Source organism: Bradyrhizobium sp. CCBAU 51753 (assembly GCF_015291565.1).
Classification (GTDB): domain Bacteria; phylum Pseudomonadota; class Alphaproteobacteria; order Rhizobiales; family Xanthobacteraceae; genus Bradyrhizobium; species Bradyrhizobium ivorense.
This window is the reverse complement of record NZ_CP030037.1, coordinates 409,173-421,914: the sequence shown is the minus strand read 5'-3', so window position 1 is coordinate 421,914 and position 12,742 is coordinate 409,173. Positions and strand designations below refer to the sequence as shown.

10 protein-coding genes are annotated in these 12,742 nt (G+C 64.6%); 3 read left to right on the top strand and 7 right to left on the bottom strand.

What is annotated here, in order from left to right:
• Positions 1 to 59: 59 nt before the first annotated feature.
• The 4 genes from atpD to XH93_RS01975 all read right to left on the bottom strand — a co-directional run bounded on the left by atpD (position 60) and on the right by XH93_RS01975 (position 4,599).
• The gene (gene atpD / locus XH93_RS01990) at positions 60 to 1,502 is read right to left on the bottom strand and encodes a F0F1 ATP synthase subunit beta (RefSeq protein ID WP_139479967.1); all 1,443 of its coding nucleotides are present in this window, start codon (positions 1,500 to 1,502) and stop codon (positions 60 to 62) included.
• Between the two features lie 26 nt (positions 1,503 to 1,528).
• Positions 1,529 to 2,407 (bottom strand): F0F1 ATP synthase subunit gamma, encoded by an 879-nt coding sequence (locus XH93_RS01985; RefSeq protein WP_194472190.1) that lies wholly within the window; start codon positions 2,405 to 2,407, stop codon positions 1,529 to 1,531.
• A 102-nt stretch (positions 2,408 to 2,509) separates the two neighbouring features.
• Positions 2,510 to 4,039 carry a F0F1 ATP synthase subunit alpha gene (gene atpA, locus XH93_RS01980; RefSeq protein ID WP_139479969.1) on the bottom strand — a complete coding sequence of 510 codons (1,530 nt, stop codon included), beginning with the start codon at positions 4,037 to 4,039 and terminating at the stop codon, positions 2,510 to 2,512.
• Positions 4,039 to 4,599: a F0F1 ATP synthase subunit delta gene (locus tag XH93_RS01975; RefSeq protein WP_139479970.1), complete on the bottom strand. Its 561-nt coding sequence runs from the start codon at positions 4,597 to 4,599 to the stop codon at positions 4,039 to 4,041. The genes atpA and XH93_RS01975 overlap by 1 nt, the downstream gene beginning before the upstream one ends.
• Before the next feature lie 645 nt (positions 4,600 to 5,244).
• Here XH93_RS01975 and XH93_RS01970 point away from each other — a divergent pair.
• The gene (locus XH93_RS01970) at positions 5,245 to 5,730 is read left to right on the top strand and encodes a septal ring lytic transglycosylase RlpA family protein (protein ID WP_194472189.1); all 486 of its coding nucleotides are present in this window, start codon (positions 5,245 to 5,247) and stop codon (positions 5,728 to 5,730) included.
• 208 nt (positions 5,731 to 5,938) lie between these two features.
• Here the strand turns inward: XH93_RS01970 and XH93_RS01965 are convergent, their stop codons facing one another.
• Positions 5,939 to 8,149 carry a primosomal protein N' gene (locus tag XH93_RS01965; RefSeq protein WP_194472188.1) on the bottom strand — a complete coding sequence of 737 codons (2,211 nt, stop codon included), beginning with the start codon at positions 8,147 to 8,149 and terminating at the stop codon, positions 5,939 to 5,941.
• A gap of 108 nt (positions 8,150 to 8,257) precedes the next feature.
• Between XH93_RS01965 and XH93_RS01960 the strand changes: the two genes are divergently transcribed.
• Positions 8,258 to 9,229, top strand: coding sequence for a tyrosine recombinase XerC (locus XH93_RS01960; protein ID WP_194472187.1), 972 nt, complete (start codon positions 8,258 to 8,260; stop codon positions 9,227 to 9,229).
• A 181-nt stretch (positions 9,230 to 9,410) separates the two neighbouring features.
• Positions 9,411 to 10,001 carry a DUF4337 domain-containing protein gene (locus XH93_RS01955; RefSeq protein WP_194472186.1) on the top strand — a complete coding sequence of 197 codons (591 nt, stop codon included), beginning with the start codon at positions 9,411 to 9,413 and terminating at the stop codon, positions 9,999 to 10,001.
• Positions 10,002 to 10,677: 676 nt separating this feature from the next.
• On the opposite strand, the gene XH93_RS01950 is transcribed toward XH93_RS01955, so the two are convergent.
• Positions 10,678 to 11,208, bottom strand: a complete 531-nt coding sequence (locus tag XH93_RS01950) for a hypothetical protein (protein WP_194472185.1) — start codon at positions 11,206 to 11,208, stop codon at positions 10,678 to 10,680.
• A gap of 116 nt (positions 11,209 to 11,324) precedes the next feature.
• Positions 11,325 to 12,725, bottom strand: coding sequence for a dihydrolipoyl dehydrogenase (gene lpdA, locus XH93_RS01945; protein ID WP_194472184.1), 1,401 nt, complete (start codon positions 12,723 to 12,725; stop codon positions 11,325 to 11,327).
• Positions 12,726 to 12,742: the final 17 nt, after the last annotated feature.

The following is a 12,742-nucleotide window of genomic DNA, read 5'->3' as shown; positions in this document are numbered from 1 at the left end:
AAACTGGTCTCGTTCGATGGATCGCCGGATCAAGTCCGGCGATGACGACATCATGAAGCTTAGGCCGCCTCGGCGGCGAGCTTCTTGCCCTTCTCGACGGCCTCTTCGATGGTGCCGACCATGTAGAACGCCGCTTCCGGCAGGTGGTCATACTTGCCCTGGCAGAGATCGCGGAAGCCCTTGATGGTGTCCGCGAGGTCGACGAACTTGCCCGGCGAGCCGGTGAAGACTTCGGCGACGTGGAACGGCTGCGACAGGAAGCGCTCGACCTTGCGGGCGCGGGCCACCGTCAGCTTGTCCTCTTCCGACAACTCGTCCATGCCGAGAATGGCGATGATGTCCTGCAGCGACTTGTAGCGCTGCAGGATCTGCTGGACCAGACGCGCGGTGTTGTAGTGCTCTTCACCGACGACGAGCGGCGACAACATGCGCGAGGTCGAGTCGAGCGGGTCCACTGCCGGATAGATGCCCTTTTCCGAGATCGCGCGCGACAGCACCGTGGTGGCGTCCAAGTGCGCGAACGAGGTGGCGGGCGCCGGGTCGGTCAAGTCGTCGGCCGGCACGTAGATCGCCTGCACCGAGGTGATCGAGCCCTTCTGCGTGGTGGTGATGCGCTCCTGCAGCGCGCCCATGTCGGTCGCGAGCGTCGGCTGATAACCCACCGCCGAAGGAATACGGCCGAGCAACGCCGACACTTCCGAGCCCGCCTGGGTGAAGCGGAAGATGTTGTCGACGAAGAACAGCACGTCCTGGCCCTGGTCGCGGAAGTGCTCGGCGACCGTCAGACCGGTGAGGCCGACGCGGGCGCGGGCGCCGGGCGGCTCGTTCATCTGGCCGAACACCAGCGCGCACTTCGACTTCACGCTCGGATCAGGATTGTGCGGATCGGCGTTGACCTTCGATTCGATGAACTCGTGATAGAGGTCGTTGCCTTCGCGGGTGCGCTCGCCGACGCCGGCGAACACCGAGTAGCCGCCGTGCGCCTTCGCGACGTTGTTGATCAGCTCCTGAATCAGCACGGTCTTGCCGACGCCGGCGCCGCCGAACAGGCCGATCTTGCCGCCCTTGGCGTACGGAGCAAGAAGGTCGACAACCTTGATGCCGGTGACGAGAATTTCCGCTTCCGTCGACTGGTCGGTATAGGTCGGCGCATCCTGGTGGATGGCGCGCAGGCCCTCGGACTTGATCGGGCCGGCTTCGTCGATCGGCTCGCCGACCACGTTGATGATGCGGCCGAGCGTGCCTTCACCGACCGGCACGCGGATCGGCGCGCCGGTGTCGGTCACTTCCTGGCCGCGGACCAGACCTTCGGTGGTGTCCATCGCGATGGTGCGGACGGTCGATTCGCCGAGATGCTGGGCGACCTCGAGCACCAGGCGGTTGCCGCCATTCTTGGTCTCGAGCGAGTTGAGAATCGCCGGAAGGTGGCCTTCGAATTGGACGTCGACCACGGCGCCCGTGACCTGGGTAACGCGACCGACCTGGGTGGCTGCTGTAGCCATGGATGTTCTCCTTCGAAAAACTTGCCTTAGACCGCTTCAGCGCCGGAGATGATTTCAATCAGCTCCTTCGTGATCTGGGCCTGACGGGTCCGGTTATAAATAAGGGTTTGCTTGCGGATCATTTCGCCGGCGTTGCGGGTGGCGTTGTCCATCGCACTCATCTGCGCGCCGTAGAACGAGGCGTTGTTCTCCAGCAGCGCACGGAAGATCTGCACTGCGAGGTTGCGCGGCAGCAGCGAGGTGAGGATCTCGTCCTCTTCCGGCTCGTATTCGTAGGACGTGGCAGGCGCCGCATTGGCCGCGGGTGCAGCGACCTCCAGCGGGATGATTTGCTGCGCGGTCGGGATCTGCGCGATCACCGACTTGAAGCGCGAATAGAACAACGTGCAGACGTCGAATTCGCCGGCGTCGAACCGCGCCAGCACCTTGGTGGCGATGTCCTCGGCATTGACGAAGCCAAGCTGGCGCACCGAGCGCAGGTCGAGATGCTCGACGATCTGCCGCTCGAAGGTCCGGCGCAGCTGCTCGTAGCCCTTGCGGCCGACGCAGAAGAACTTGACCTCCTTGCCCTGCGCGATCAGCGACTGCGCCCGCTCGCGCGCCAGGCGCACGATCGAGGAGTTGAACGCGCCCGACAAGCCGCGCTCGCCGGTGCAGACCAGCAGCAGATGCACCTGATCCTTGCCGGTGCCCGCGAGCAGCGCCGGCGCGCCGGGCGAGCCGTTCGCGGCGGCAGCGATGTTGGAGATCACCGCGTCCATCTTGTCGGCGTAGGGCCGCGCCGCCTCAGCGGCTTGCTGCGCGCGGCGCAGCTTGGAGGCTGCGACCATCTGCATGGCCTTGGTGATCTTCTGCGTCGCCTTGGTCGAGGCGATGCGGACCCGCATGTCTTTCAGTGACGCCATTCTTCGTCCACCCCGGCGATCCGACCGCAAGGGTCAGATCGCAAGCCTCTGTTCGTCACGCCCGGCGGCACGCCGGGCGACGCCCCTTGTTATGCAAACGTCTTACGCAAAAGTCTTGGCGAAACCTTCGACCACCGTCTTCAGCTTGGCGGCGGTGTCGTCGGAGAGATCGCGGCTGGTGCGGATCGCGTCGAGGATCTCGGCGTTCTTGCCGCGCAGCAGCGACAGCAGGCCTTCCTCGAACGCCTTCACCTTGTTGAGCGGCAGCGGATCGAGATAGCCGTTGGTGCCGGCCCAGATCACGCAGACCTGCTCTTCCATCTTCAGCGGTGAGAACTGCGGCTGCTTCAGGAGCTCTGTGAGGCGCGAGCCACGGTTCAGCAGGCGCTGGGTCGAGGCGTCGAGGTCCGAGCCGAACTGCGCGAACGCCGCCATTTCGCGGTACTGCGCGAGCTCGCCCTTGATCTTGCCGGCGACCTTCTTGGTTGCCTTGGTCTGCGCCGACGAGCCGACGCGCGACACCGACAGACCGACGTTCACCGCGGGACGGATGCCCTGGAAGAACAGGTCGGTTTCCAGGAAGATCTGGCCGTCGGTGATCGAAATCACGTTGGTCGGGATGTAGGCCGACACGTCGTTGGCCTGGGTTTCGATGACCGGCAGTGCGGTCAGCGAACCCGAGCCATGCTCCTTGTTGAGCTTCGCAGCGCGCTCGAGCAGACGAGAATGCAGATAGAACACGTCGCCCGGATAGGCTTCGCGGCCCGGCGGACGGCGCAGGAGCAGCGACATCTGGCGGTAGGCGACGGCCTGCTTGGACAAGTCGTCATAGATGATCACAGCGTGCATGCCGTTGTCGCGGAAGTATTCGCCCATGGTGCAGCCGGTGAACGGCGCGATGTACTGCATCGGCGCCGGGTCCGACGCGGTGGCGGCAACAACGATCGAGTATTCGAGCGCGCCCTGCTCCTCGAGCACCTTGACGAACTGCGCGACGGTGGAGCGTTTCTGGCCGACCGCGACATAGACGCAGTACAGCTTGATGTTCTCGTCCGGCTGCGCGTTGAGCGGCTTCTGGTTCAGGATGGTGTCGAGCGCGATCGCGGTCTTGCCGGTCTGGCGGTCGCCGATGATCAGTTCGCGCTGGCCGCGGCCGATCGGGATCAGCGCGTCGATCGCCTTCAGGCCGGTGGCCATCGGCTCGTTCACCGACTTGCGCGGAATGATGCCGGGCGCCTTGACGTCGACGCGCTTGCGTTCGGTGGCCTGGATCGGGCCCTTGCCGTCGATCGGGTTGCCGAGCGCGTCGACGACGCGGCCGAGCAGGCCCTTGCCAACCGGCGCGTCCACGATGGCGCGGGTGCGCTTGACGGTCTGGCCTTCCTTGATCTCGCGGTCGGCGCCGAAGATCACGATACCGACGTTGTCGGTTTCGAGGTTGAGCGCCATGCCGCGGGTGCCGTTCTCGAACTCGACCATCTCACCGGCCTGGACGTTGTCGAGGCCGTAGACGCGGGCGATACCGTCACCGACCGACAGCACCTGTCCAACTTCGGTGACCTCGGCTTCCTGGCCGAAATTCTTGATCTGGTCCTTGAGGATCGCAGAAATTTCTGCGGCGCGGATGTCCATCAGCCTGCCTCTTTCATCGCGTTCTTGATCGAATTGAGTTTGGTGCGAAGCGAACTATCCACCATCCGGCTGCCGAGCTTGACCACCAGGCCACCAATAATGGAGGGATCGACCTTCACGTTGAGCGCGACGTCCTTGCCCGTCACTGATTTCAGTGCGGCCTTCAGCGCGTCGAGATTCTTGTCACTGAGTTGTTCGGCGACGGTGACTTCCGCGGTCGCCTCGCCCTTGAACTTCGCCACCAGCGCGCGATAGGCGCGGATCACATCGGCAATTGCGAACAGCCGGCGATTGGAGGTGAGCACTTTGAGGAATTTTGCCGAGGTGCCGGAAATGCCGGCCTTGTCCAGCACCGCGGTCAGCGCCTTGAGCTGGGCTTCGGCGGAAAACACCGGACTGCGGACGAGGCGCTTGAGGTCCTCGCTCTCGTTCAGCATGGCCTCGAATCTGTCGAGATCAGCCTTTACGGCATCGACGGATTGCTCGTCGCGCGCCAACTCGAACAACGCCGTTGCATAACGGCCGGACACTCCCGAAACGGACGGATCTTCAGCAGCCACGAGCTCGCTCTTTTTGCTGTTAAATTCGCAAGGGAAAAACCGTCGCCACCAAAGCAGCGCCTAGCGATCCAAGCCCTTGGAATTCAAGCGGGACTTCGATTTTCGACCGGCACAGGACGTGCCGGGACCGTTAAAATCGCGGGCTTTGCTAACATAGCAATCGCGCAGGTGCAACATGACGACACGCGCTGGCGCCGCCTTGTCGCACGCGCGTCGCACACGTGCTTTGGCGGCCACGACCGCCGGCCGAATCAGCGAATTCTGCGGACGGGAATTTTGCCGGCACCGCATCGGATTCGCACGGACCGGATTCGTTCCAGAAAAAATTCACATGCGGCCATGAGTGATCGCGAGGGAACAAATCGCGAGGCACGCGCTCCATTTGGCGAATACTTACCGAAAACTTACTACGGTGTCGTTTTTCAGTATTCGCAAGTATTTTAATCGTTAAAATTTAGTTAAAGCGGAAGGTTACGGAACCTCCCGAGACCACCCCGAAGCGGTAACAAGATATTTCAGCCGGAGGCAATCCGGATTTACTGCCCAATTCACGCCGCATTGCGAAATCAAACGGCCTTGGTCAACAAGGGACGGGGGTTCCACTTGCCACGGTTGGTGGCAATACTGTCTGAGGGTCTTAAATCAATGACGAATATCAAGAAAATGGTACTGGGCGTAACCCAGTCGCGTACGGCGCTTGCTGTTGTGGCCGCGACGCTTCTGGTTGGGGGCAGCGTGACCGAAGCGTCCGCGAAGTCCAGGCATCATCGCCATCATCACCACCATCATCACGCCCGGGCCGAGGGGTCGGCCTGGCGCAACGCCAACGCCTCGGTGCAGCCGGGCGGCGGCCACTCGTTCTCGGGGATGGCGTCGTTCTACGGCAATGAATCGGGCAGCCGCACCGCCTCCGGTCAGCGCTTCAACCAGAACGCCATGACCGCGGCCCATCGCTCGCTGCCGTTCGGCACCAAGCTCCGCGTCAGCCATGGCGGCCGCAGCGTCGTCGTCACCATCAATGACCGTGGCCCGTTCATCCGCGGCCGCGTGCTCGACCTCTCGACCGGCGCCGCCCGCGCCATCGGCCTGACCGGCGCCGGCGTCGGCCGCGTCACCGCCGAGGTCATCTAAGCGTCTTAAGTAAGCGTTGCGTAGCGTAACGGCCGCGAGGCCCGTGCCTCGCGTGCCAAAAGTGGCCTGCCGTCGCAAATGACGGCAGGCTTTTCTTTGCGGGCCGGCCGCACCACCAACCCGCGTCATTGCGAGCGAAGCGAAGCAATCCACGGGGCCGCATATGCAGAGCGATGGATTGCTTCGCTTCGCTCGCAATGACGGCTACCTACAAAAAGCTCTGCGGATCGACGTCGACCTCGAGCTTGAGATTGCCCTTGGTCTTCGGACCGGCGGCCAGCCATTCGCGCAAGTACTGCGACAGGTCGACATTGCGCAGCGATTTCACCAGCAGGCGGAAGCGGTAGCGGCCCTTGATCACCGCGAGCGGCGCCTCCGCCGGACCGAGCACCTGGATCCGCTCGTCGAGCGGCGCCACCGCAGCGAGCTTGCGGGCAAAGCCCTCCGCGGTCGGACGATCGCCAGCGGAAATGATCAGGCTCACCAGGCGGCCGAACGGCGGATAGCCGGTGCGCTCGCGGATATCGATCTCGCTGGCGTAGAACGCCTCGCGGTCGTTCGCGATCAACGCCTTGATCACGGGATGCTCGGGCTGGTGCGTCTGCAGAAAGCCGACGCCGCGGCCCTGCTCGCGCCCGGCACGGCCGACCACCTGGTTCAGCAGCTGGAACGTGCGCTCGGCGGCGCGCGGATCGCCATTGCTCAAACCGAGATCGGCATCGACGACGCCGACCAGATTGAGCCGCGGGAAGTTGTGTCCCTTGGCAACGAGTTGCGTGCCGATGATGATGTCGACGCGGCCCTGGGCGATCTCGTTGAGCTCGCTGCGCATGGTTTCGATCGAGGTGATGAGATCGCTCGACAGCACCATGGTGCGCGCCTCGGGGAAGATGTGAGCTGCCTCCTCCTGCAGGCGCTCGACGCCGGGACCGACGGCGGCCAGCGATTCCTCCGCCGCGCAGTTCGGGCAGATGTTCGGGCGCGGCATCGAGAAGCCGCAGTGATGGCAGACCAGCCGCTGGCGAAACCGGTGATCGACCAACCAGGCATCGCAGATCGTGCAGGCGAAGCGATGACCGCAGGCGCGGCACAGCGTTAGCGGCGCATAGCCACGGCGATTGAGAAACAGCAGCGCCTGCTCGCGCCGCTCGATCGCATAGCGGATCTGCTCGGCCAGTGGCGGCGAGATGAAGCGGCCGCGCGGCGGCGGCGCGCGGCGCAGATCGATCGCATCGATATGCGGCATGTGCTGGCCGCCGAACCGCGACGGCAGCGCGACGCGCTGGTAGCGCCCCTTGCGCGCATTGACCTCGCTCTCGACCGACGGCGTGGCGGACGCCAGCACGATCGGAATCTTTGCGATATGGGCGCGCACCACCGCCATGTCGCGCGCGTGATAATGCGCGCCGTCGTCCTGCTTATAGGCCTGGTCGTGCTCCTCATCGACGATGATGAGGCCGAGATCGGCGTAGGGCAGGAACAGCGCCGAGCGGGCGCCGACCACGACCGGCGCCTTGCCCTCCGAGATCGCCGCCCAGTTGCGCGCGCGGGTGCGCGGCGTGAGCTCGGAATGCCATTCCAGCGGCCGCACCCCGAAGCGCTGCGAGAAACGGTCGAGGAACTGGCCGGTCAGCGCGATCTCCGGCATCAGGATCAGCGACTGCTTGCCGCGCCGGATGTTTTCCGCAATCGCCTCGAAATAGACCTCGGTCTTGCCGGAGCCGGTGACGCCGTCGAGCAGCGCGACATGAAAGCTGCCGCTGGCGGCGAGCGTTCGCATCACGTCGACGGCGCTGCGCTGCTCGCGGGAAAAATCCGGTTGCGCGAAGGCGGGATCAGGACGCGGCGGCGGCGCCGGCGGCGGCATCGCCTCGACCGTCAGCGTGCCCTCATCGACCAGGCCGTCGACCACGCCTGAACTGACCCCGGCCTCCTTCGCGGCGTCCGACTTGCCGTGCAGCAGGCCGTCCGACAGCACCTCGATCAATCGCCGCCGCGCTGGCGTCAGGCGCTGCGGCGGCTCGCCGACCAGCCGCACGCCGAGACGCGTGCGCTCGGGCCCGAGATTCTCGCCCATGCGCAGCGTCATCCGCAGCACCATGCCGCGCGCCGACAGCGTGTAGTTCGACACCCAATCGACCAGCTGGCGCAGTTCCGCCTTCAGCGGCGGAACATCGAGCTTCTCGCTGACGTCCTTGAGGCGGTTGTGCAGCCGCGGATCGGGCTTGGCGTTCTCGGCCCATACCACCGCGACGACCTCGCGCGGCCCGAGCGGAACGGCGATCACGTCGCCCGGCGCGAGCTCCATGCCGCGCGGGACGCGGTAGGAATAGGTCTGGTTCAGCGCGACAGGCACCAGCACGTCGACGACACGTGTCGCCGATGCGGAAGCCGTGCTGTTGCGCGTGGTGTGGTCCATCGGATTCGCCTAGCACCGCTGCGCCGCCTTAGCGAACGGTAAACGAAGGAAGTGCGATATAATCAGGAGAATCGCAGCACCAATAGCCCCCAAGGTCGCTTACAAGATATGGCCCGGACCGATCAGCCCGTTCAAGCGCTCGAGCTCGACTGCGCCGACGTGTCAATCACACAGGAGATGACGCGCTGGCTGTCGCATCTGCGCGCCGAGCGGCGGCTGTCGCCCAAAACCCTCGAAGCCTATGCCCGCGATGTCAGGCAATGCCTGGCTTTCCTCGCGGGGCATTGGGGCGCCAAGGTCACGCTTGCCGGCTTTGCCGCGCTGGAGGCGAGCGATGTCCGCGCCTTCATGGCGATGCGGCGCGCCGACGAGATCGGCGGCCGATCGCTGATGCGGGCCTTGGCCGGCCTGCGCTCGTTCGGACGCTTCCTGGAGCGCGAGGGCAAGGGCAAGGTCGGCGCGCTGTCGGCGATCCGCGCGCCGAAAGTTGCAAAAAGCCTGCCGAAGCCGATCCACATGGAGGCGGCGAAGCGTTTTGCCGATGCCGACGAGCGCGCCGGCGAGGAACGCGAGACCTGGATCCTGGTGCGTGACGCCGCCGTGATGGCGCTGCTCTATGGTTCGGGCCTGCGCATCTCCGAGGCGCTGGGGCTGAAGCGCCGCGACGTGCCGAAGCCCGGCGAAGGCGACGTGCTGGTCGTGACCGGCAAGGGCAACAAGACCCGCATGGTGCCGGTGCTGCAGACCGTGCTGCAGTTGATCGCGGACTATGCGGCGATCTGTCCGCATCCGCTGAGCCCGACCGGGCCGATGTTCGTCGGCGCGCGCGGCGGTCCGCTCAGCCCGCGCATCATCCAGCTCACCATGGAGCGGCTGCGCGGCGCGCTCGGCCTGCCCGACAGCGCGACCCCGCACGCGCTGCGGCACTCCTTTGCCACCCATCTGCTCAGCCGCGGCGGCGATCTGCGCGCGATCCAGGAACTGCTCGGCCACGCCTCGCTGTCGACCACGCAGATCTATACCGGCATCGACAGCGAACGCCTGCTCGAAGTCTATCGCTCGGCGCATCCGCGCGGCTAAAGCATGATCCGGAAAAGTGTGAAGCGGTTTTCCGAGAAGATCATGCTCAAATAGGCGCGGCGTTCATCATTGTGAACGCGGCCCGCGCCGTTCGTCTTCATACGGCTGCCATAAATCGCTCGCCCCTTGCGTTGTGCGGCGCATTCGGCAATCGTGCCGCGGTCGCATCCGGAGGGGAATCATGAGCGCACATGAAAGTATGGAGCACGCCGAACATGCCGAGCATGCATCCGGCTCGAACAAGAAGATCGCCCTTTTGATCGCCGTGATCGCGCTGTTCCTGGCGCTGTCGGAAACCCTCGGCAAGGGCGCGCAGACCGAAGCGATCGCCAAGAATGTCGAGGCCTCCAACCTCTGGGCCTTCTTCCAGGCCAAGAGCATCCGCCGCACTACGGTGCAGGTCGCGGCCGATCAGGGCAAGCTCAGCCTCGGCGCCACGACCGACGAGGCGGCCAAGGCGGCGCTGCAGAAGCAGATCGACGACTGGACCAAGACCGCGGCGCGCTACCGCTCGGAGCCGGACACCGGCGAAGGCTCGGAGCAACTGTCGGAGCGCGCCAAGCATGCCGAGCATGAGCGCGACGAGGCGACCGCGAAATATCACCATTTCGAAATTGCCTCTGCCGCCTTCCAGATCGCCATCGTGCTGGCGTCGGCGACCATCATCACCGGCATCCTCGCGCTGGCCTGGGTGTCCGGCATCGTGACCTTGGCCGGCATCGCGATGACCGCGCTCGGCCTGTTCCAGCCGCATCTGCTGCATCTGCATTGAGGTCTGGGCTGGGACGCGCGCCCCGTCGCAGGCGCACGCCGCCAATATGGCGAAAACAACCCCATGCAAAGTAGCCGGCGGCTGCCGCCGTTCGGCAACGCGCTTGACACGTCGAGCAACTCAGGGGTATTCTTCTAATATTCCGAAACAGTGTGCGCGCGGTGACAGTGGGGCCGTCGACCCTTCGAGACGCGCGCAAGTGCGCGCTCCTCAGGGTGACGGTGATGGTTTGCTCAGCTTGCTCGGTGTCATCACCCGGCTTGACCGGGTGATCCAGTATTCCAGAGACGCCGGTGATAGAAGCGAGGGGCCGCGGCGTACTGGATCGCCCGGTCCATGTGCGCAATTGCGCACAGGCCGGGCGATGACAACGGTAGATGAGGACAAAGCTTCACAAGCTCTCAGGATGACGGGTTGAGCGGCGCTGCAACACATACGGTATCGTCCCGGCGCCAGCCTTCGCCGGGACGACACCGGGGGTCGCGTCCACTCGTTCCGTCATCCTGAGGTGCGAGCCTCTTCGGCGAGCCTCGAAGGATCGACGGCCCGGCTCTCTCCGCGTGATCGCAGCGGGGCCGATTCATCCTTCGAGGCTCGCCCAGCAGCGCAATTGCGCTGCAAGAGCTCGCACCTCAGGATGACGGTTCGACGGATCACTGAACCTCGATGAAGAAACTCAGCGCGCCTGGTGCACGCTCTTGCGGAAGCGTGCGATCGAGCGCAGCGTGCGGGCGGTCCAGCCGTCGCCGTCGCCGCGCAGCATCTCGAGGGCGCGCTGCTTGACCGGTTCGACCAAAGCGGTGGCCTTGGCGCGGAGCGCGATCACGAAATCATAGAGCCGCTGGAACCAGCGCATCTGCAACAGCTTCGGCCGCGTCACGTCGAACAGGAAAGCGGTGAGGCCCATGCCGACGAACTTGGCGAACAGGATCAGCGAGACCGCGCTCATCCAGTAATTGTTCGCCAACAGCCACAGCCCGATCAGCTTGAGCGGGAACAGCGAGATCGCGGGGATGACGAAGATGAACAGCGTGGTCGCCGGCGAAAGCGAATGCACCCGCTCGGCCACCCAGTGTTTCATCGCGCGCAGCGGTAGCGCCGCCACGATGCGCTCGACGATCGGCTCGAGGTGGTCCCACAGCCACGCCTCGATCAGGAAGATGATCGCAAGCAGGATCCAGAACGCGTTCAACAGGCGGCGCAACATCGTCGTGATCTCTCGATCATGATGCGACTGAGCATCATGATCTCATCTCTTTACCAGAGCGTGAAGCCGGCTTCAGTTATCCAGGTCACGCTCCGCCGGCTCGCACCGGACTTCGATCACATATGGATGGCGCGTTTGCCCACCGCAAGCGAGGCTTCCTTGATGGCTTCCGAGCGGGTCGGATGGGCGTGGCAGGTGCGGGCCAGATCCTCGGCCGAACCGCCAAATTCCATCAAAACGCAGGCTTCATGGATCATTTCGCCGGCTTCGCGGCCGACGATGTGCACGCCGAGCACCCGATCCGTTTTCGCATCTGCGAGAACTTTCACAAGACCATCGGTGGTCTGATTGACCTTGGAGCGGCCGTTCGCGGTGAACGGAAACTTGCCGACGGTATAAGCGACGCCGGCCTGCTTGAGCTCCTCCTCGGTCTTGCCGACCGACGACACTTCCGGCGTGGTATACACGACACCTGGGATAACATCGTAGTTCACATGGCCCGCCTGCCCCGCGATGATCTCCGCGCAGGCGACCCCTTCGTCTTCCGCCTTGTGCGCGAGCATCGGTCCGGCGACGACGTCGCCGATCGCGTAGATGCCCTTCACGTTCGTCGAGAAGTGCGCGTCGATCTCAACGCGGCCGCGATTGTCGAGCGCGACCCCGGCTTCCTTCAACCCAAGGCCCTCGGTGTAGGGCACGCGGCCGATGCAGACGAGCACGACGTCGGCTTCGATCGTCTCCGCCGCGCCGCCCGCCGCCGGCTCGACCTTGGCCTGCAGCGTCTTGCCCGAGGTGTCGACCGCGGTGACCTTGGTGCCGAGCTTGAAGGTGAAGCCCTGCTTCTCCAGCATGCGCTGGAATTGTTTTGCCACTTCGCCGTCCATGCCGGGCAAAATGCGGTCGAGGAATTCCACCACGGTGACCTTGGCGCCGAGACGGTGCCAGACCGAGCCGAGCTCGAGCCCGATCACGCCGGCGCCGACGATCAACAGACTCGACGGCACCTTCTCCAGCGACAGCGCGCCGGTCGACGACACGATGCGCTTCTCGTCGATCTCGATGCCCTTCAGCCGCGCGATGTCGGAGCCGGTGGCGATCACGATGTTCTTGGTCTCGACGGTCTCGGTCTTGCCGTCACCGGAGACTTCGACCTTGCCGGCACCGAGAATCTTGCCGGTGCCCTTGAGCACGTCGATCTTGTTCTTCTTCATCAGGAACTCGACGCCCTTGACGTTGCCGTCGATGCCCTGCTGCTTGAAGTTCATCATCGCGGGCAGATCGAGCTTCGGCGCCGAGACGCTGACGCCCATCTTGGCGAAGGAATGCGCAGCTTCCTCGAACATCTCGGAGGCGTGCAGCAGCGCCTTCGAGGGCATGCAGCCGACATTGAGGCAGGTGCCGCCGAGCGTCGCGTTCTTCTCGACGACGGCGACCTTCATGCCGAGTTGCGCCGCGCGGATCGCGCAGACATAGCCGCCAGGGCCGGTGCCGATGACGACGAGATCGTAAGAAGCCATGATTGAGGTCCTGTAAC